The organism is Aeromonas sp. S13(2024), assembly GCF_041402405.1.
In the GTDB taxonomy this organism is placed as follows: Bacteria; Pseudomonadota; Gammaproteobacteria; order Enterobacterales; family Aeromonadaceae; genus Aeromonas; species Aeromonas veronii.
The window spans coordinates 304,669-324,789 of the sequence record NZ_JBGLRA010000002.1 but is presented as its reverse complement, the minus strand read 5'-3'; the positions used below and the strand labels follow the sequence as shown (position 1 = coordinate 324,789).

Genomic DNA, 20,121 nt, shown 5'->3' with positions numbered 1-20,121 from the left:
AAACGCAGCGCCTTGTATAGGCGGTACTATTTGTCGATACCCGCTATCGGATATCCCGGTTTGGCGTGGCCGGGCGGGAGCGGCATAATGGCGGCTTGCCGTATTGAGGAGATTGTATGAAATATATCGGAGCCCACGTCAGTGCGGCCGGCGGGGTGGAGAATACCATCGCCCGCGCCCAGGCCATCGGGGCCAACGCGTTTGCCCTCTTTACCAAGAATCAACGTCAGTGGCAGGCCGCCCCCTTGTCGGATGCCACCATCCGCGCCTTCAAGGCGGCCTGTGACAAGGCCGGTTTTCTGCCGGAGCAGATCCTGCCCCACGACAGCTATCTCATCAATCTGGGCCACCCGGATCCCGATGGTCTGGCCAAATCCCGCGATGCCTTTCTCGACGAGATGAAACGCTGCGAGCAACTGGGGCTCTGTTATCTGAACTTCCACCCCGGTAGCCATCTCAAGCAGATCCCTGAGGCGGCCAGCCTCAAGCTGGTGAGCGAGTCCATCAACTGGGCGCTGGAGCGCAGTGAAGGGGTGACGGCGGTGATCGAGAATACCGCCGGGCAGGGGACCAACCTCGGCTGGTCGTTCGAGCACCTCGCCACCATCATCGAGGGGGTGGAGGACAAGAGCCGTGTCGGGATCTGTTTCGATACCTGCCACGCCTTTGCCGCCGGCTACGATCTGCGCACCGCAGAGAGTTGCGCTGCCGTCTTTGCCGAGTTCGACCGTACGGTGGGTTTTCACTATCTCAAGGGGATGCATATCAACGGCGCCAAGTGTACCTTCGGCAGCCGGGTCGATCGCCATCACAGCTTGCGGGAGGGCAATCTGGGGGAGGCAGTATTCCACCACATCATGAATGATGATCGCTTCGATCGCATTCCGCTGATCCTCGAGACCATAGACGAGTCCATCTGGGGCGAGGAGATCAGCTGGTTGCGCAGTCTGGCGCAGTGATACCGAGCAAGCGAATCAAAGAGAGGGAGCCGTGGCTCCCTCTCTGCTTTTTCCATCATTGGCGGGCGGGCCTGTCAGCGGCGCTCCGAGCGCGCGTTACTCTGCGCGGCTCACCTCGGCATCCTTCACCTGAGCCCGGCAGAAGTGGATAAAGTGGCGCAGGGAGGTGGAGTGGTACTTCTGCTTGTGCCAGATAAGGGAGAGCTGGCGCGGGAAGCGGCGGGAGAGGGGCAGGGCGATCAGCCGCCCATCTGCCAGGCGATCCGAGGCTGCCAGCCGGGAGATAAAGGAGATACCAAGCCCTTTCTCCACCGCCAGCATCACCGCCTCCAGGGTGTTGAGTTCAAGCCCTGGTTGCCAGCGGGGCAGCTCGGGCTGGATCTGCTGGATAAATTGCTCGCGGCTGCCCGATTGTGCTTCACGCAATACCCAGGTCTCGCCCCCCAGACGGGAGAGGGAGAGCTCCTTCTTGCTGGCAAGCGGGTGACCGGGTGGGGCCACCACCAGCATCTCGTCCTGCAGCCAGGGTTCGGCGAGCAGGTCGGGGTGGTGGTTCTCCCCCTCGATCAGTGCCATATCCAGCTCGAAGTTGGCCAGCGCATGGCAGAGCAGGTGAGTGTTGTTGATGGTCACCTTGGGGGGGAGCCCCAGCTCCTGTTTGCTGCTGGCGAGCAGGGTAGGGAGCAGGTAGTTGCCGATGGTCTGGCTGGCACCAAGGCGAAGCTGGCCGCTCGGCTCGGCATCGGGGCTGAACAGGTTCTCGATATCCTGCATCCGGGTCAGCAGCTCTTCGGCGGCCGGTTGCAGCAGGCGCCCCTCGTTGTTGAGCTGCAATCTGGGGTGAATGCGGTCAAACAGCGGGGTGGAGAGCTGGCGTTCCAGCTCCTGCAGCGACTGGGAGACGGCCCCCTTGCTCAGGCAGAGCTCGTTGGCGGCAAGGCCAAGGTTTCCATAGCGGGCAATGGTGGCGAACACTTTCAGCTGCTGCAGGGTCAGTTTCATCGTGTTTGGTTTTCCTGAATGATTGATTTAATTCATTTAGATATCGTAAACGATAAGGGGGCATTATCCTATCGCCATAGTCATCAATAGAAAGGTGTCATCATGATCGCAAGAACCCGTAAATCACTGGCTGCCGCCCCAACCCCCATGGCGGGTTTGGCGCTGGGCATCGCCAGCCTTGGTTGGTGTTGGGAAAATGCCGGTCACTTCGATGGCCGGATGCAACTGCTGGGCGCTGCCATTGCTGCCGTGCTGCTGGTGATCCTGACCTTCAAGTTTCTGCTTCACCCCCGCCTGCTGTTGCAGGATCTCGCTCACCCCGTAGTCGGCAGTGTGGTACCGACCTATGCCATGGGTACCATGGTGGTCTCCAAAGCGCTGGGTATGCTTGCGCCGCAAGCGGGCGAGGCCCTCTGGCTGTTTGCCGTAGCTGTTCACCTGCTGTTCCTGGCCACTTTTATCTGGCATCGCGCCAAAGAGTTTGAAATTCACCACATGGTGCCGAGCTGGTTCGTGCCACCGGTGGGGATTATTGTGGCTGACGTCGCCTTCCCGGGTGGTCAGTTTGCCCCGCTGGCCAACGGTCTGCTCTGGTTCGGGATCATCTGCTACGGCCTGATGCTGCCGCTGATGCTCTATCGCCTGATCTTCAGCCATGAAGTGCCGGATGCCGCCAAACCGACCATCGCCATTCTGGCGGCTCCTGCCAGCCTCTCTCTGGCCGGTTACCTGACCGTCAGCCAGGAGCCGTCACTGCTGCTGGTGGCCGTGCTGTTGGGGATTGCCATCCTGATGACCGGTATCATCTATCTGGCCTTCATCAAACTGCTGCGTCTGCCCTTCTCGCCGGGTTATGCCGCCTTCACCTTCCCGCTGGTGATCGGTGCCACCGCTCTGTTCAAAGTGGCTCATCTGGTTGAAGGGTTTGCGCAAGGGAGTCACTACGTTGAGCAGATCAGACTGCTGGCCCACTTCGAGCTGGGGGTGGCTACCGTGATCGTCGGGTATGTGGCACTGCGTTACCTGATGTTTTTTCTGCCGCAGCGTAATACCGAAATGAATAACGGCATGGCCCGCCAGGGGGCTCACCGATAAATCTTGATGATGTGACATCGGGAAATGGATAAGCAGTGCGCTCCGAGAGCGACGGGATAAACGACCAGTCATACGATGGATGGACAAAGAGCCTCCACCCTGGTTGTGTAACGAGCAAAATGCCCCGCAGTGCGGGGCATTTTTTTATGGTTTTTTGATGTGGCGCCCGTGGCGGGCTATTTGCCATGGATTTAACTGGTATTACCTGTCAGGACGACTACAATGCAGCACCACTTTTTTTGCTCGACCCCGATACATGTCGTCCCAAGATCCCGTATTTGACTCCTCTTTTGAAGCCCGTTTTCTGCATCCTCGCTACTGGTTCAGCTGGCTGGCGCTCGGCGTGCTGATGTTGCTCGCCTTTGTGCCGGTGCGATTGCGCGACCGTTTGGCCGAAGCCTTGGCTCCGCTGGTGTTTCGTATCTCGAAAAAACAGATTTATATCGCCAGAACCAATCTGGAGATCTGCTTCCCGGACAAGAGCCCGGAAGAGCGGGATGCCATTGCACTGACCTCGATCCGGGTCGGCCTCAAGAGTCTGTTGGGATTTGGCGAGTTCACCATGCGCAGTCAGCGTTATCTGATGAGCCGGATGCAGGTGATCGGTTGGGAGCATATTGAGGCGGAGCGGGCGGCCGGCCGTCCGGTGATCCTGGTAGTACCCCATACCTGGCCGGTGGATGCCGCCGGTTACTGCTTCACCCAGCGCGGGGTGCCCATGTGCACCATGATGAAGCGGGCGCGCAATCCGGTGTTTGATTGGCACCTCAACCGTGCACGAGCCAAGAACGGTTGCCGCGTCTATGAGCGCAGCGCCGGGATCAAGGCGGTGATCAGGACCATCAAGAGCGGTCGCAGCTTCTTCTATCTGCCGGATCAGGATCATGGCCGCGAGAAGAGCATCTTCGCCCCCTTCTTTGGCTATCCCAAAGCTACCCTGCCTGCCTTGCCCCGTCTGGTGCAGGTCAGCGGTGCCAAGGCGGTGCCGCTGCTCGCCTGCTATGACGAAGCGAACCACTGCTACCGGCTGGAGATTGAGGCACCGTTCGACAACTATCCCACCGAGGATGTGATGGCCGATACCTGTCGCATGAACGACATGGTGCAACAGCAGCTGATGCGCCATCCGGGCCAGTACATGTGGTTCCTCAAGATCTTCGATACCCGTCAGGATCAGGAGGGGCTGGATGGCCTTTACGAGGCGGGGATCCAGCGGATCCGCAAGGGATTGTCGCCCCACGGCTGACCCAGAATTTGCGTTGATTGAAATGGCCCCAGGTGGGCCATTTTTTATGATAACTAGTCTGATCAGTGCCTTGCAGGTCGATGGCCAGCCTCCCCAGGGTAGAAAAAAATGTCAGGATAACTACAATAACCGTTTGTTTTTGATGACTTGATGGCCGCCATGTCTGCGTTAGATCCGGTATTTGATACCTCATTTCATAGCCGCCTGCTGCATCCCAAATGGTGGGGCAGCTGGTGTGCGCTGGGCCTGCTCTCCCTGCTGGCATTTACCCCCGCGAGACTGAGGGATCGCTTTGCCGATCTGGTCTCTCCAACCCTGCTGCGTTTTTCGAAAAAGCAGGCCTATATCGCCGATACCAACCTCAAGATCTGCTTTCCCGAGCTGGATGCCGCAGCACGTCAGGCGCTGCTGCTCAAATCGATCCGGGTCGGGCTCAAGACCTTTATGGGCTTTGGCGAGCTCAGCTGGCGCAGCAAGGCGCGGCTGACCCGCCGCATCAAGGTCACCGGCTGGGAGCATGTGCAAGCGGAGCAGGCTGCGGACCGCCCGGTGATCCTGGTGGTGCCTCATACCTGGGCGGTCGACATGATTGGCCGCTACTTCTCCATGATGGGCATCGAGATGTGCACCATGATGAAGAGCCCGAAAGATCAGGTGTTCGACTGGTACATCAACCGCGAGCGGGCCAAAGGGGGCAAGGTGTACGAGCGCAGCGCCGGGATCAAGCCGGCGATCAAGTCGATCCGCGCTGGTGCCAGTTTCTTCTACCTGCCAGATCAGGATCACGGCCGCGAGGCAAGCGTGTTTGTTCCCTTCTTTGGCCGCCCCAAAGCAACCCTGCCAGCCTTGCCCAAGCTGGTGAAATTGACCGGTGCCAGGGCCGTGCCCATCTTCGCCAGCTATGACGAGGATGAGGGACGCTATCTGCTGGAGATCGAGCCGCCGTTTGACCCTTATCCCACCGCCGATCTGCTGGCAGACGTCAACGCCATGAACCGGGTGGTGGAGATGCAGGTGGCGCGCCATCCCGAGCAGTACATGTGGTTTCTCAAGATCTTCGAAACCCTGGAGCACCAGGAGGGGGATGACGGCCTCTATGAAGCGGGGATCCAGCGCATTCGTCAGGGCTTGCCGCCCGAACCTTGAAAATTGGCCCGCTTGCGGGCCATTTTTGTTGGCACTGGCGCCTTTCGTATTTGGTCTGCTGCTGGTGGTTTTTAAGGCGAACGGGTGGACAAAAACAGCGCAAACAGGGGATAACAGGGTGTCTTATGAAAGGGAGAGGCAGGTGAGCGTGCGCGGAGCTATCTTCGAGAGCGGAAATAGGGTAAAAGGGCGGCCATGAAAATTCCAAATCGAATCCAACCTTTGGTTGATGACGGCCTGGTCGATGAGGTCGTCAGCCGGTTGATGAGCGGCAAAGAGGCCGACGTCTATGTGGTGCGCTGCGGCGACGAGATCCGCTGCGCCAAAGTCTATAAAGAGGCGTCCAAGCGCAGCTTCAAGCAGGCCGTGGTCTATCAGGAGGGACGCAAGGTGCGGAACAGCCGCAGCGCTCGCGCCATGGAGAAGGGCTCCAAGTACGGCCGCAAACAGCATGAAGAGGTGTGGCAGAACACCGAGGTCGACGCCCTGTTCAAGCTGGCGGCGGCCGGTGTGCGGGTGCCGCAGCCCTATGTCTGCCTCGATGGTGTCCTCTTGATGGAACTTATCACCGATGAGGATGGCAATGTCGCGCCGCGCCTCAACGATGTGGCGCTTACCCCCGAGCAGGCGGTCATCGACCATGCCAAGGTGATCCGTTACGTGGTGCGGATGCTCTGCGCCGGTCTTATCCACGGCGATCTCTCCGAGTTCAATGTACTGGTGGATAGCCAGGGTCCCGTTATTATCGATCTGCCCCAGGTGGTGGATGCCGCCGCCAACAACCAGGCCAAGGCGATGCTGGAGCGGGACGTCAACAACATGCGCAACTACTACGGTATGTATGCCCCCGAGCTGCTCAAGACCCGTTATGCCCAGGAGATGTGGGCGCTGTTTGAAGATGGCAAACTCACCCCCGATAGCGAGCTGACCGGTCACTTTGAAGAGAGCCGCGCCGCCATCGATCTCGATTCGGTGCTGCAGGAGATTGAGAGCGCCGAGGAGGAGGCCTATGCCCGTCAGGCCCGGATGAAGGCGGAGCAGGAAGACAGTTACTAACGGTCTTGCCACGTTCGCAAAAAGAGCGCCTTCGGGGCGCTCTTTTTATTACTGCTGCGGCTATGGTCGGCTGGGGCTGGGGGCTAGCTGATACATCTCCAGCCAGTTGCGATCCCCCGGATGGAAGCGCCGTCCCAACAACACGCCACCGGCTGCTGTAATCACCTTGCGGGAAGCCAGATTGTCTTCGCCGCAGCTGAGCAGCACCGGCGCTGCCAGCACCTGTTGTTGTACCCAGCGCAGCAGCACTGTCGCGGCCCCTTCGCCACGGCGAGAGGGGCGAGTTTCGTAACCGATATGACCCAGCCACTGGCGGGTTGCCTCATTGTCACCGTGACGCAGACGCAGGGTGGCGATGATCTCCTCGCCATCGAGGGCAAAATAGGTGGTGGTCGGCAGGTATCCACTGGACAAGTTGCGTCCTTCTGCGTGATCCAGCAGGCTCTGTAGCCAGCCGTCCGGGTCAAATTGTGCCACCTGATAGAGCGGCTGTCCGTCTTTGGCGCATTCGGTGACATAGCGCCGGTAAGCCGGAGCATCTGCCAGTCTGGCCGGTCGACATTGCAGAGCGAGCACTGCGCTCATGACAGGAGCGCGCAGGGCTGCAGCGGTTGCGGTTCGCTGTGGTGGGGTTCCAGCACGCAGGCCCGTTGCCTTCCAGCCTGTTTGGCGGCGTAAAGAGCCTGATCCGCGCGCAGGTAGGCCGCTTCAAATCCCTCGTCAGGGTGCAGCGAGGTGAGGCCGATGCTGAGGCTGATGGGGCCACCAGCCAGCGCCCGGGTCGCCTCGGCGATCTGCTGTTGCAGGCTGTGACAGTAGTCGGGCAGGGTCTGCGGGTCCGCCATCAGCAGCAGGGCCAGCTCATCGCCGCCAAGCCGACCGGCCATGCCCTCGGCAGGCAGGGTATTGGCGATCACCCGACCCACGGCCCGCAGCATGGCATCACCGGCGGGGTGGCCGTGGCGGTCGTTGATCTGCTTGAAGTTGTCCAGATCGATCAGCAGCAGCTGGGCGGGGCTTGTCACCTCGCGGGCGCGCAGGGTCACCTGGCGTTCGAAATAGTGGCGGCTGAACAGACCAGTCAGCTCGTCCTGATTGGCGCGCCGCTCCAGCTTGCGCTGGGTGGCCAGCAGGGCTTGCTGTTGGCGGGTGTGGACCAGGCTCAGCAGCAGATAACTGCGGGCGATGGTAAAGAGCAGGCTGAGCAGGATCACAGGCCCGAGCAGCGGGTCGGTGAAGGAGTTGGCCGCCAGCTCCGGCTGCCAGAGGTGTTTGGCGATCCGCAGCAGTTGCAACAGCAGTTGCAGGCCGAGCAGCAGAATGGCAAAGCGCAGCACCCGATAGATAGGGGCCAGCCGCTGGTAGCGCCAGAGCTGCCAGATAAGCAGCGCAATCTGCAGCGAGAGCACGCCGGAGAGCACGATTATCCGACTGTGCACATCAAAGAGGGGTTGCTGCAGAGCAGTCAGGGCAAACAGGACGAAACCGCCGAGGGTAACGGCGGGCAGCAGCCAGCCCAGTTGGTCGGCTTCACGGCGAAAGAAGTGGCGCATCCCCCGTTCATAGAGCAGGGTGGTCGACATCAACAGCAGGTTGGTGCAGAGAATATTGGCAAGGGATGCATTTCCCTCAAGGGGGCGCAGCAGCAGGCAGCAAAAAGCCCCCGCGATAACCAGTTCCCCCGCTGACCAGTAGATCAATGCCCTGATCTGGCGATGGGTGTGCCACATGGCGGCGAAAATGGTGGCGACCCCCACATGTGACAGCGTGACGAACAGCACCAGACTCAACAACTGGGCCGAGGAAAACAGACTTGGCATCAAGGGGCTCTCTGGGAAGTCACCTGTGAACGAACAGGCGATGGGGTATCGCCCGCTGGCAGTGGCCGATCACAACATGAATCCAACCTATTATCAATGGGTTAAATGGCCGAACGTGCTCACCTCCGACTTTTTGCACGATGGCAATTGCTGACTCGATTTATCAGCGCACAAGGAGCCATTTTATTGTCTTGTCAGTCAATTGGGCTGCGTGAAAGGTGGTTGTGTTGGTGGCAGGGTGAACCCAACCGCCAGACGTTGTGCTAATCGCAGGTTGCAGCAGGCAAGCGCATTACGATGGCCTCCCTGTCCAGATGGGTCAGCAGACGGCGCACGTCGTCGAGGCGGATGATCAGGGTAGCTGTGTTGACCAGCGGATGGCACTGCACCTGTTCGGCCTGCCAGATTGCCTCGTCCACCACCAACGCTACCGCTTTTTCCCTGTCGCGCACCATGGCGAGCAGGGTCACCGAGCCCGGGGTAAGGCCGAGCACCGCATCGAGCCGCTCGGGGGAGCCAAAGCTCAGCCGCTTGACGCCGAGCATGGCAGCCAGCGCCTTGAGGTCGACCCGGTGATCCTCCGGACTCACCACCAGAAACAGCCGCTCGCTTTTCGGGTCGCGCAAAAAGAGGTTCTTGGTCTTGGCGGCGGGCAGGTCGGGCAGCAGCCTGCTCGCCTCCTCACAGGTATACACCGGGGGATGTTCAAAGCGCTGGTAGGGGATAGCCAGCTGATCCAGCAGGGAATAGATTGCCACAAAGACTCCTTTTGTCGGCGTAGAGTGGTCAGAACGGGATGGGCGGGAATAACGACCGGATCGAGCTTACCAGTTTGACTCCCGCCTCGCAGCCAGTGTGACGATTGCGAGCTGGCACTGTATGAACGTACAATAGTCCCATTCTCGGACAGCCCCTTTACGCTTCATGATTGCAACCCAGCCCACCGTACCCGCCACCCCACCCCTCGACGGTTTTATCCTGACCCGCCACGGTCGGGACGTGCGCGGCCGCCACGGGCTGCCTGCAACCACCGAAATCGTGATGTGGCTCTGGAGCGCGCAGGGGCCGGTACGGGTGGTGGTGCCGGGGCAGGAGCCGGTGTTCTTCCTGCCGCAGAGCCACATGGCAGAAGCCGCCGAGCTGTTCAAGGGGGCCGGGGTGAGCGGGCGGTTTCGCCGCCTGCCGATGCATACCTTCGACGGTCGCCCCGTGGTGGGCTGCTATTTCGCCACCCTGAGCGCCTTTCACCGCGCCATCGAGCTGTTGCTTATTCGCGGTCTGGAGCACTTCGAGGCGGATATCCGGCTGCCGGAGCGGTTTCTGATGGAGCGTTTCATCACCGCTGGTGTGCGCTTCGATGGCCGGGCGGTAAAAAAGGGGGGCAAGCAGGGCTACTGGGAGGTGAACGAGGCGCGCTGCGCGCCGCAGGCGGTGACACCGACCCTCTCCTGGGTGTCGCTCGACGTGGAGTGCGCCATGGACGGGGCGCTGTTCTCGGTCGGTCTTTACAGCGAGCAGGATGCGCGGGTCATCATGATCGGCACCCCGGAGGCGGATGCCGAGAGCTGGGGCACCCAGGTCCAGTGGGTAGAGGACGAGAGCGCCCTGCTGAGTGCGCTGGAGAGCTGGTTCAGTCACCATGACCCCGATCTGGTCATCGGCTGGAACGTGGTCAACTTTGACTTTCGCTTGCTGCTACGCCGCGCCGAGCTTAACAAGAGGCGGCTGCGGCTCGGACGGGGGCGTGAGCTCTGCTTCTGGCGCTCGTCACGGGGCGATCCCCAGACCGGCAACGTCATTATCCCCGGGCGCATGGTGCTCGACGGCATCGATACCCTGAAAAGCGCCACCTGGCAGTTTGCCAGCTACAGCCTGGATGCGGTGGCGAGCGAACTGCTCGGCCGTGGCAAGGATATTGAGGATGTGGCCAATCGGGGGGAGAAGATCACCGAGCTGTTCCACTCCGACAAGGAGGCGCTGGCCCGCTACAACCTGGAAGATTGCAAGCTGGTGTGGGAGATCTTCGACTACTGCCACCTTGTCCCTTTTGCCATCGAGCGCGCTTCCCTTACCGGCCTTGAGCTGGACAGGGTAGGGGGCTCGGTGGCGGCCTTTACCAACCTCTACCTGCCGCGGCTCCATCGTGGCGGCTACGTGGCGCCCAATCTGCCAGCCGACGGTGGGCTGGCAAGCCCCGGCGGCTATGTGATGGACTCCAAACCCGGCCTCTATCGCCATGTGCTGGTGCTCGATTTCAAGAGCCTCTATCCCAGCATCATCCGCACCTTCTGCATCGACCCCATGGGACTTATCGAAGGGCTGCAGCATCCCGAGCACGCCATTCCGGGCTTTCGCGGCGCCATGTTCTCCCGCGAGCGGCACTTCTTGCCGGATCTCATCGCTACCTTGTGGGCGGCACGGGACAGAGCCAAGGCCGCCAGCAACAAGGCACTCTCCCAGGCCATCAAGATCATCATGAACTCCTTCTACGGCGTGCTGGGGTCGGGGGGCTGCCGTTTCTATGATCCGCGCCTAGCCTCGTCCATTACCCTGCGTGGCCACAGCATCATGCAGCAGACCCGGGAGTGGATTGAAGAGAAGGGGTTCGAGGTGATCTATGGCGACACCGACTCCACCTTTGTTCATCTGGGGCGCGAGACCAGCCCCGATGAGGCGGACGAGATTGGCCAGCGGCTGGCGAAGATGATCAACGATAACTGGGCTGCACTGATCAGGCGCGAGTTCGACCTGCCGAGTTATCTCGAGATCCAGTACGAGACCCACTATCGCCGCTTTCTGATGCCCACCATCCGCGGCTTGGAGAAGGGGAGCAAGAAGCGCTATGCGGGGCTGGTTGGCAAGGCCAGTGAGGGGAGTGAACAGCTGGTATTCAAGGGGCTCGAATCGGTGCGCACCGACTGGACCATGCTGGCCAAGCAGTTTCAGACCCGCCTCTATGAACTGGTGTTTCACGATGAAGATCCCAGCGGCTATGTGCGCACCATGGTGGACGAGACCCGCGCCGGTCGTCACGACGATCTGCTTATCTACCGCAAACGGCTGCGCCAGAAGCTCGAGGAGTATCAGAAGAATGTACCGCCCCATGTGCGGGCGGCGCGGCTGGCCGATGAGGAGAACCTGCGCCGCGGTCTGCCCCAGCGCTATCAGCATCGGGGCTCCATCGCCTATCTGATGACCCTCAATGGCCCAGAACCGCTGGAGTACCGGCGCAGCGCCATCGATTACGAACACTATATCGACAAGCAGTTGCGACCCATTGCCGAGGCCATCCTCCCCTTTATCGGCGAGTCGTTCGACCGGATCTGCGGTCAGCAGCTGGATCTTTTCTGATTGGTGCAAGTTGGCACTTTACTTCCCATGAACACTGGATAAAAATACAGTTATAAATCATGGAGAAGTTTCCTATGCGTCTTGAAATCATCATCGACAGAAAACATCAGATCCCGACCTCGACCATGGAGGCGCTGCGTCAGGAGCTGCTCAAGCAGCTTGGCGAAAAATTCCCCGACATCCATGTGCGGGTCGCGCCGGGCAGTGCCATGGCCCTGACCGTCAGCCGTGCCAGCAAGGAAGATAAAGAGCTGGCCGAAGCCATGGTGCAGGAGGTGTGGGAGAACGCCGAGAGCTGGATGCCGGAAGAGAATGTCGCCTCTTGATCCCGCACTGTCAGTGGATAACTCGGGCGTTGGATAAATGGGTCGCTGATAAACGGGCATGCCCGCGAATGATCCGCCGATCCTCGGACAACAAAAACGCAGCCAGGTGGCTGCGTTTTTTGTTGGTGGTGAGAGGTTCGCGGTGGCTTGTCTGGCTCTGGGTTGAGCCATGCCCGTTACAACCCCGCCCAGCTTTTCAGGCTCTGCTGCTGCACCCGGCGGTTGGCTTCGCGGATCTCCCCTTTGGCGCGCAGGTCGGCCAGCGCAATGGGCAGTGCGGTGCGGATCTCGTCACTGCTCATTCCGGCTTTGAGGGCCGGGTGATAGGCCATCTTGAGCAGCACATAGTCGAGGCCAGTCAAAAAGCTGTCGATGCTGTTGTCATTGAAGATGGAGGGAAACACCTTGTCCGAGTCGTTGGGCAGCCCCATCACCTGGGTGAACTCCTCCACCACGCAGTCGAGAAAGCGTCCCTTGGCCCGGCTGTAGTCTACCGGAATGATGATGGTGGCACGGCTGATCTCGTGTTTTGCATTGGTTGCGAAGTTGGCAAGGCAGAGCCCCTCCTTGAGCGCCATCTTGACTGATGGATCCCCCCCCATGGTGCGGTTGGCCCAGCTCTTCATCTTGCTGTAGTCGGTCATGATCAGGGTGAGGTTGGGCTTTGCGGCCACCATGCTGATGGAGTGGCCGGTGATGCGGGCCAGATGGGCTGCCTGTACCTTCACCACGTCGGCCTGCAGCGGCTTGTCACCCGATTCGTTGATAAGTTGCAGCCGGATCGGCTGCTGCCAGCGGGCAAAACGGGTCTGCCTGGCTTGGCCATACTCCCGCTCCATGGCGATGGCCATAAAGCTCTCGGTGAGATAGCTGTCGCTCTGCCAGCGCTCATCGGCACGGGCGCTGTGGCCCGCGAGCAGAAGCAGCAGCGCCAGCAGCCCACGTGACGCGCGGCGGGGATGGGCAGCGCGGCCCAAGCTGGCCATTACCAAAGTGGCAATAAAGCGCGTGGCACCAAAGGGGGTTGCGGCAAATGACATGTTTCCTCCCTGAAACGGTTGTCTACCTAGCGGTTGGCCTTGTCGATATCACGCCAGGTGAGCCAGAGCCTGAGATCAAACTCCAGTTGATGATAGTCGGGCTCCATGTGCTGGCAGAGCTGATAGAAGCTCTTGTTGTGATCCTTCTCTTTGATGTGGGCCAGCTCGTGCACCACGATCATTTTCAGGAACGGGGGCGGCGCCTCCTTGAACAGGGCGGCGATGCGGATCTCGTTCTTGGCCTTGAGCTTGCTGCCCTGCACCCGGCTGACGTAGGTGTGCAGGCCGAGGGCATCCTTGATCACGTTGATCTTGCCATCGAACACCACCTTTGACAGGGGGGCCGAGCTTTTGAGGTAGCGGTTTTTCAGCTCCATGGTGTAGGCGAGCAGCGCCTTGTCGCTCTGGATCTGGTGGCTCTCCGGATAGCGTTTGGCCAGCATTTCACCCAGCTTGCCTGCTGCAATCAGCTGCTGTACCTGTGCCTTGAGGGGGTCTGGATAGCCGCCCAGATAAGTCAGTTCCGCCATGGTGTCACTCGTTACATCAAAAAGAGCGTCATTGTAGTTATCTCGGGCGGGCTTGCCTACTGCGGGCCGTCGCTGCAAGGGGCTTTGGCGCAAGAAAAAGGGCGTCCATTGCAACAATGGCCGCCCTGCGGGGCGTATTGACGATCAGCGTCGGCGATAGAGACCTGGATCTACCTCTTCATAGTGGCTGGTCAGGTATTGATAGAAGGCAAGATGGGAGGGGGAGCTCGGTTTTTTCAGCTCCTCGCTCACCCGATCCGGCTTGGCGATGATGAACTTCGGATTCTGGCGCTGGATATCGGCCAGCACCCGCTCGCGCACGTCATAGGGCGGATTGACGTTGGCAAAGAAGAGATAGGCGGACGCCGGCTGGCGATTGGTCCAGAGATAATATTGCGGCTGGATGCCATCGACCCAGATCTTGTCGCTCGGGACTGTCTCGGCCTTGATGCGATCGACCCGTACCTGCGCCGCCGGATTGAAAGGGCGCCCCTTGAGGGTGCCTTCCCAGGCGTTGTTGATCATCAGCAGCAGCATGGCCAGCGTTGCCAGCCAGGGGGTGGCACTGCGCACATCCCAGGCTCGCCAGAGGGGGATGAGGATCAGCACAGGCAGCGCCCACAGCAGGCTGGTAACGAGCACCTCATTGACCCGCTCGAGGGACCACTCCTTGGTGCTCCAGCCAAAGGCGAGTTGCTGGGCCAGCAGCCAGCTGGCGGTGAGCACCACCAGCGAGATGCAGAGCAGGCCGATGGCATCTGCCTGCTGTTCGCTGCGATCCAGCAATACCGCCAGCGGCAGCACCGCCAGTTGCAGATAGAGCACGTCATAGTGATCAAACACATGGCCGGAGACCGAGTTGGCGATCAGGGTAAACAGCACCCCAAACAGGGTCGCCAGCAGGGCGGGCAGATACCACTCCTGACGGCGGCTCAGCATCAAAATGATGAAGGCGGGCAGCAGCATGATAAGGCCGGTGCGCAGCAGGCCGACGGCGCCCACCATGGGGGAGAAGCCGTTGCCATAGCTCCCCTCGAAGAAGATGTCGAAGGCGTAGTATTTGAAGGCAGCCAGCAGATCATGCTGCTGGAAGTAGGCGTAAAGCGGGCCGCCAATCAGCGCTAGTCCCAGCAGGCTGGAGATGAGCAGCAAGATGGCGTCACGCCACTTCTCATGCAGACACCAGTGGCAGAACAGCACCAGATACCAGGCCCCCCAGAAGGCGCCGTTGTTGGTGCGCATCCAGGCGACGATGGCGAAGGTAAGGGCCGCCACCAGCGCCGGCCACCAGCGAAATCCCTTGTCCAGCAGCAGGGTAATGAAGGCCCACTGGGCGATGAGGGCGAGGTGGAAGGTCCAGTCCTCAGTCATGTTGCCGTAGTAGTAACGGGTGCCGTAGAGAGCCAGCACCGCCAGCATGGCGCCAAGGCGCGCCTTGAACGAGAGTCCAAGTTGGGCAAAGGCCTGCCAGCTGGCCATCAGCCCGAGCCAGCAGAGCACCCACTCCAGCGCCCAGATCCCGACAAATCCCCCCAGACCATACCCCAGCGCGTCGAGGGCGAAGATCATCGGCCCTTTGATGTCGATCATGTCGCGATAGAGCACGCCACCTTCGCTCCACATCTTGCCCATCACCGCGAACAGTGAGGCATCAAAGCCCGGCGCCATGGCATGAACGAGCGGGTTGCGCAGACAGAAGAGCAGCGCCAGCAAGGCGGTCAGCAGCACGATGGCTGGCTTGATGGCCGGGTTGACGCGAGGAGGGGTGAAACGGATGGAGTGATTCATGAAGTCGCCTGTTCCTGCAGCTGGTCTTGAAAGCGGGCCTATCTTGCCGAGCTAGTGAGTGCGATGCAATGGGGCAGGCCCGTGTGGGGCAAATATTCTCGAAAAAGCCCGGTTCTTGCAGGGAACCGGGCGCTGGCTGCGGCAATATTGGCCGTCAGGGGGATGTGGCAAAGCATCCCCCCGATATCAACTGAAGTACTCAAGCAGGGGCGGCTGCGCTTCCAGTGTCGGCAGGTGACGGGCCCAGCGGATAAAAGCGTCGGCCAGGGTGATGCCGAGCTCCTGATTGTGCTGGGTCAGGGTCCGCGCCAGTGCGGTGTAACCCTCCTTGCCGGAGGCGGTATAGGCGCTCGACACTCCGCGATAGACCTGTTCGGCATTGACCGCTTGCCACTGGCCGGGGGCGGCTTCCCACTCCAGTCGGGTGATGCGCTGGCCCTTGGGCCGATCGGCCTGATAGGTGAATCGCACCCCTGCTGTGTAGGGGAAGCTGCCGTTGCCATTGCCGACCACGCCGTTGTTGGTTGCGTTGTCGATGGCATTCTCCAGTGCCTCCGCCAACTCGTGACCGTGCACCCGATAGAGGGTGAGGGGAATGGCAAATGGCAGCAGGCGACCGGCGATATCCGCTTCGCTCAGGGGGCCCGGCTCCAGCGAGCAGCGCACGCCGCCAGCATTGTGCAGGGCAAAGTCCACCTCGCCTACCTGTTCACGGGCGGCGGTCAGCATGGCGCGGGCCACCAGCGGGGCGAGCTGGCTGCCGTGGGGCTGGGTGGCATCCGGTAGCCGCTGATGGGGCAACGGCGCCGCAAGCCGGGTGACGATGCGCTGGCTCATGGTTTCAATCTCCGGCCGGTAGCGTTTGGCCAGATGTTGTTCCAGTTGTGGATCCGGCTCGCAGAAGGTGAGCCCGACAGGTGGCGTGGAGGCGTACGGCCAGGGCTGCCAAGGGAGCCACTCCAGCTGACCCTGACTCTGCACGACGCGGCCCGCCTTATCGAAGGTGAGCTCGCAGACACCGAGGCAGAGGGCGCTGTGGCCAGCATGCAAAATAGCCACCCCGTTGTTCATCAGCGGATAGCTGCCTTCACTTGGCAGACCCAGCGGCGCGAGATCCCCCAGCAGACTGTGGGTATGGCCGCCGATGATGAGGCTGAGTTCGGGGAAGCGCTCGGCCAGCAGCTTGTCCTGATCCAGCCCGAGGTGGCTCAGCAGCACGATATGGTGGATCCCTTCGCGCTTGATCTCCTGCAACACCCGGGTGAGGGTGTCGGCGACCGCGTGGAAACGGGTGTGGGGATCCGGGTTGGCGATGGCGGCCATCTGGGCGAGAGTGATCCCCAGCAGCGCAAAGGGAACCCCGTCGATCACCCGGCGATGCCAGGGCTGATGGGCGTCGTAGAGGTGGGGGATATCCCACAGCCCGAGTGGCGTGTCGGCAGGCTCCTGACTGTTGTCCAGATTAGCGGCCAGCACCGGAAAATCGAGCTGGCGCAAGAACTCCACCAGCGGGCCATTGCCCAGATCGAACTCGTGGTTGCCGAGCACCATGGCATCGGGGGCCAGCATGGCGAGCAGGTCGGCGTTGGCACGCCCTTTGAAGCGGTTGAAATAGAGAGAGCCCTGAAAGGAGTCGCCACCGTGCAGAAACAGAAAACGCTGGCCGGCTGCTGCGGCTTTGGCACGCAGTTGGGTCAGTCGGGTCAGGATCCGGGCATAACCGCCGCACTGGGTGCGCCACTGACTTTCACCGACAGGGGAGAAGCTCATGGGCGCGCCATCGAAGTGGGAGTGGCAATCACTGAAATGGGCAAGTTGAACCGTAATACTCATCTCGGTCCTCCTTAGGGGGAAAATGAGCACCGAGTCTACTGCAAAGGGGGGGGAAGATACCAGCCCGGCAGGGTGCCGGGCTGGTCAACGATTAGGCGGGTACCATGATCTGGGTGGCGACAATCACCACCAGCAGGCCGACGGCGACCGGCATACTGGTGCGCTTGACCACCTCGAACGGCGAGAGCTTGCCCATCCCGGCACAGGCGACCACCACCCCGGATACCGGAGAAATGGTACGACCTAGGTTGGAGGCTTGCAGCATGGGGATCACCAGATAGGCCGGGTTGATGCCAAGGCTGCTGGCCAGGTTGGGGATCAGCTCCACGAAGGCGTAGAAGGGGGCATTGCCCGAGCCGGTGGTGAAGGCGGCCAGGGTGGTGATCACTACCAGTGACAGCATCATGATCAGGCCACCCGAACCGAGATCCTGCGCGTGGGCCAGCAGGGTGTCGATAAAGCCGATGGTCATCAGACCCTGGGCAAAGACACCGGCACCGACCAGCAGCATGACCACACCGGCAAAGGCGTCAGCCATGTTGCGCCAGCATACCTGCAGACCGTCCAGTAGCTCCTTGCCATTGCGGATCCGCACCAGCTCCAGCAGGCTGGCCAGCACCATGCACATGACGATGATGGTGACGATATCCAGCTGCGGACCCCATTTGCCGTCAAATACCAGCACCCCGATGATGGGGGTAAAGGGCAGGATGGCGTAGAAAGCAGGCGCAGTCGTCACCAGATCACCCGGGGCGACCGGCTCGTTGTGCTCACCGGATTTTTGATCAAGGTAGCGCTGCCAGAAGAAGTGGGTCACCGCCATACAGGCGATCGCCACCAGCGAGATGGGCAGGGTCAGCTTGAAGGCAAAGTCCAGCAGCGGCATGTTGGCGGCCTGGGCGGCCATCACCACGTCCCCTGAGGTCGGTGCCAGAATAATGGCGGCTGGCGAGGCGCACACAGCCGCCGCCGCGCCACGGGAGATCCCCATGTTGACCATCAGCGGGAACAGGGTGGCCATCAACAACACGCCGAGGCCGGTAGCGGAGCTGACCGCCAGCGACATGGCGCAGGCCACCAGATAGGCAGCCACCAGCAAGATATAAGGGGACTTGATGATGCCGAGCGGTTTGCTGGCCAGCTTGACCAGAATGGTGTTGGCACCGATATGGCTCATGTAGCCGGCAAAGCCGCACAGCACCATGATCAGCATCCCCAGTCCACCGCCACGGTCATTGAGCAGGAAGCGGACGTATTCGAAGATATCGGTTGCGATATAACCGGTGCTGACCACCTTGCTCGGCAGTACCGGCTTGCCCATCATGGCGGTGATGACCAGCAGCAGCAAGCCGCCGCTCAGCAGCACCCCGGTCGCGGAGTATCCTTTGAAAATGGCACGGCCCACCACCAGGGTGACCAGGGTGCCAACGATGAGTTCCAGCATATGTTGCCTTCTGATTGGATGATAGTGGAGGGAGTCTATTCCGATAGGGGTAGAGTGGCGACTGGAAACAGGATGTTGTGTGAGCTAAATCAACGTTTAACCCCATGAACAGAATTAAAGAAAGGTAAAGGTACTTTACCCAGCGGGTTTGGCTACCTACCCTTGCCAGCCTTGGTTGTCTTTTGAGGCTTTTATATGGTGGTTGGTGATTTTTCAGGCATTAAACGCTCTATTTTCCTGCTTGCGATGCTATTTTCACCTACTTGCGTGTTTGCAGTAACCAATGACGGTTTTCATCAAACCGGTCCTCATCAGGCGGTCGCCATGCGGCGTCTCATGGCTCCTCACTCTTACGGCGTACTGGTGGTTGCCGAGGGGAACAGACCCCGTTTTGCCGCGCTGGCATCCAAAACCACCGAAGCAAACTGCCTGGCTCGTCATGCCATCCGGGTAGATGGGGTTGCGTTGCTGGTCACCCCGAGATTCTATGCCAAAGAGGGAAAACGGGGACTTTGCGAACTGTGGCTCAATGAGGGGGCAGATCAGGACTTTTTTGCCAACCGCCTTAAAAATGATCATTTTATTCAGATAGATGGTCATGACATCAATGTGAAAAACTATCACCTCGACTGGCAGCGCATCAGCCGTCATGCTCAATAAAAATACAGTTTTGCCCTTGTGCCATACTCTGCTCACGCAACCTGTGAGCGTGCTCTGATTTCTGGGCGCATCATTGTGTTGCGCCGCCTCGTCGTCACACATAGGCTATACCCGTCATCTGTGTGGCGGTGGGGTTCACCAAGGTTGGTACTCCGCCCGTGCAATCAAGGAAGGTAGTCTGGCATGGTCAGCAAGGTTTATGGAGTAGTGGGGGTCGGGTTGTTGCTGTTGCCCCTGATGAGTCAGGCTCAGCCGAGCCGGCCGCAAGTGGTGCCAGAGTCCCGCATCAATGTCCGTTTTTATGAGGTCAATGCAACCAGTCCGGAGCAGCTTGCCCGGGCGATTGCCCAGAGTGCTCCCAAGGTGAATGGCAAGCCAGTGCTCGGCAAGGCGAGTTATCAGGTGGACTGGCAGCTGGATACCGAGCAGTTGCCGGGGCGCTGCCAGCTCAACCGGGTGACGGTGACCACTAACGCCACCGTGTTGCTGCCCCGCTGGCGTCAGAGTGCTAACAGTAACGATCCTGCCCGTCAGCGCTGGGGGCGGCTGCTCTCCAGCATGTTTGACTACGAATCCCGCTTCAAGGAGATGGTGCTGCAAGGGGCCAATCAGGTGGGTGGCGCTATTGTTGGGCTACCCGGACATGCAGATTGTCAGGCACTGCGCTATGCCGCGTGGGCTGCAGGTAGTGGCGAGCTGAGCAAGGTCAAGGGACGGCTCGACGGATTCCAGCGGCAGACAGGTTACGGTGAACAGCTTGGGGTGCACTGGCCCAAGTGAGCGCTATCTCAAGACGCAATAGCCAGCATCGCACGATTTGATAAA

The 20,121-nt window shown here is 60.4% G+C and carries 18 protein-coding genes; 9 read left to right on the top strand and 9 right to left on the bottom strand.

The features are described 5' to 3' along the window. The first annotated feature begins 116 nt into the window (after positions 1 to 116). Positions 117 to 959 (top strand): deoxyribonuclease IV, encoded by an 843-nt coding sequence (nfo, locus tag ACB042_RS05275; protein WP_069555787.1) that lies wholly within the window; start codon positions 117 to 119, stop codon positions 957 to 959. Between the two features lie 96 nt (positions 960 to 1,055). On the opposite strand, the gene ACB042_RS05270 is transcribed toward nfo, so the two are convergent. After that, positions 1,056 to 1,961, bottom strand: coding sequence for a LysR substrate-binding domain-containing protein (locus tag ACB042_RS05270; RefSeq protein WP_235461184.1), 906 nt, complete (start codon positions 1,959 to 1,961; stop codon positions 1,056 to 1,058). Between the two features lie 102 nt (positions 1,962 to 2,063). On the opposite strand from ACB042_RS05270, the gene ACB042_RS05265 reads away from it, so the two are divergent. The 4 genes from ACB042_RS05265 (at position 2,064) to ACB042_RS05250 (ending at position 6,504) form a co-directional block, all read left to right on the top strand. Continuing rightward, positions 2,064 to 3,056 carry a TDT family transporter gene (locus ACB042_RS05265; protein WP_199415472.1) on the top strand — a complete coding sequence of 331 codons (993 nt, stop codon included), beginning with the start codon at positions 2,064 to 2,066 and terminating at the stop codon, positions 3,054 to 3,056. Positions 3,057 to 3,312: 256 nt separating this feature from the next. Beyond that, positions 3,313 to 4,302: a lauroyl-Kdo(2)-lipid IV(A) myristoyltransferase gene (gene lpxM / locus ACB042_RS05260; protein ID WP_031227861.1), complete on the top strand. Its 990-nt coding sequence runs from the start codon at positions 3,313 to 3,315 to the stop codon at positions 4,300 to 4,302. Positions 4,303 to 4,452: 150 nt separating this feature from the next. Further along, entirely contained in the window at positions 4,453 to 5,448 is a 996-nt protein-coding gene (locus tag ACB042_RS05255; protein ID WP_162518405.1) for a lauroyl-Kdo(2)-lipid IV(A) myristoyltransferase, read from the top strand. 195 nt (positions 5,449 to 5,643) lie between these two features. Continuing rightward, positions 5,644 to 6,504, top strand: coding sequence for a PA4780 family RIO1-like protein kinase (locus ACB042_RS05250; RefSeq protein ID WP_100653643.1), 861 nt, complete (start codon positions 5,644 to 5,646; stop codon positions 6,502 to 6,504). Between the two features lie 60 nt (positions 6,505 to 6,564). Here ACB042_RS05250 and ACB042_RS05245 read toward each other — a convergent pair whose 3' ends face one another. From ACB042_RS05245 to ACB042_RS05235, 3 genes are all read right to left on the bottom strand, one after another. Continuing rightward, positions 6,565 to 7,089 (bottom strand): GNAT family N-acetyltransferase, encoded by a 525-nt coding sequence (locus ACB042_RS05245; protein WP_371177964.1) that lies wholly within the window; start codon positions 7,087 to 7,089, stop codon positions 6,565 to 6,567. Next, on the bottom strand, positions 7,086 to 8,324 hold the full coding sequence (locus ACB042_RS05240) for a GGDEF domain-containing protein (protein WP_371177963.1): 1,239 nt from the start codon (positions 8,322 to 8,324) through the stop codon (positions 7,086 to 7,088). Before ACB042_RS05240 ends, ACB042_RS05245 begins: the two co-directional genes overlap by 4 nt. Before the next feature lie 263 nt (positions 8,325 to 8,587). Continuing rightward, positions 8,588 to 9,082: a prolyl-tRNA synthetase associated domain-containing protein gene (locus tag ACB042_RS05235; protein ID WP_371177962.1), complete on the bottom strand. Its 495-nt coding sequence runs from the start codon at positions 9,080 to 9,082 to the stop codon at positions 8,588 to 8,590. 166 nt (positions 9,083 to 9,248) lie between these two features. On the opposite strand from ACB042_RS05235, the gene ACB042_RS05230 reads away from it, so the two are divergent. After that, positions 9,249 to 11,675: a DNA polymerase II gene (locus ACB042_RS05230; protein WP_371177961.1), complete on the top strand. Its 2,427-nt coding sequence runs from the start codon at positions 9,249 to 9,251 to the stop codon at positions 11,673 to 11,675. 74 nt (positions 11,676 to 11,749) lie between these two features. Beyond that, a complete protein-coding gene (locus ACB042_RS05225; RefSeq protein WP_005333426.1) occupies positions 11,750 to 12,001 on the top strand; it encodes a DinI family protein in 252 nt (83 codons plus the stop codon). 176 nt (positions 12,002 to 12,177) lie between these two features. On the opposite strand, the gene ACB042_RS05220 is transcribed toward ACB042_RS05225, so the two are convergent. The 5 genes from ACB042_RS05220 to dcuC form a co-directional block, all read right to left on the bottom strand. Continuing rightward, positions 12,178 to 13,041 carry a DUF2927 domain-containing protein gene (locus ACB042_RS05220; protein ID WP_371177960.1) on the bottom strand — a complete coding sequence of 288 codons (864 nt, stop codon included), beginning with the start codon at positions 13,039 to 13,041 and terminating at the stop codon, positions 12,178 to 12,180. Positions 13,042 to 13,067: 26 nt separating this feature from the next. Beyond that, entirely contained in the window at positions 13,068 to 13,571 is a 504-nt protein-coding gene (locus ACB042_RS05215) for a M48 family metallopeptidase (protein WP_005333421.1), read from the bottom strand. 144 nt (positions 13,572 to 13,715) lie between these two features. Continuing rightward, entirely contained in the window at positions 13,716 to 15,359 is a 1,644-nt protein-coding gene (locus ACB042_RS05210; protein WP_371177959.1) for a hypothetical protein, read from the bottom strand. A 186-nt stretch (positions 15,360 to 15,545) separates the two neighbouring features. Next, complete coding sequence (locus ACB042_RS05205; RefSeq protein WP_371177958.1) at positions 15,546 to 17,192, bottom strand: bifunctional UDP-sugar hydrolase/5'-nucleotidase; 1,647 nt, start codon at positions 17,190 to 17,192, stop codon at positions 15,546 to 15,548. 91 nt (positions 17,193 to 17,283) lie between these two features. After that, positions 17,284 to 18,636, bottom strand: coding sequence for an anaerobic C4-dicarboxylate transporter DcuC (gene dcuC, locus ACB042_RS05200; protein ID WP_005336914.1), 1,353 nt, complete (start codon positions 18,634 to 18,636; stop codon positions 17,284 to 17,286). 195 nt (positions 18,637 to 18,831) lie between these two features. On the opposite strand from dcuC, the gene ACB042_RS05195 reads away from it, so the two are divergent. Beyond that, positions 18,832 to 19,296 (top strand): hypothetical protein, encoded by a 465-nt coding sequence (locus tag ACB042_RS05195; protein ID WP_069555799.1) that lies wholly within the window; start codon positions 18,832 to 18,834, stop codon positions 19,294 to 19,296. A 183-nt stretch (positions 19,297 to 19,479) separates the two neighbouring features. Beyond that, entirely contained in the window at positions 19,480 to 20,076 is a 597-nt protein-coding gene (locus tag ACB042_RS05190) for a DUF922 domain-containing protein (protein WP_042055397.1), read from the top strand. Positions 20,077 to 20,121: the final 45 nt, after the last annotated feature.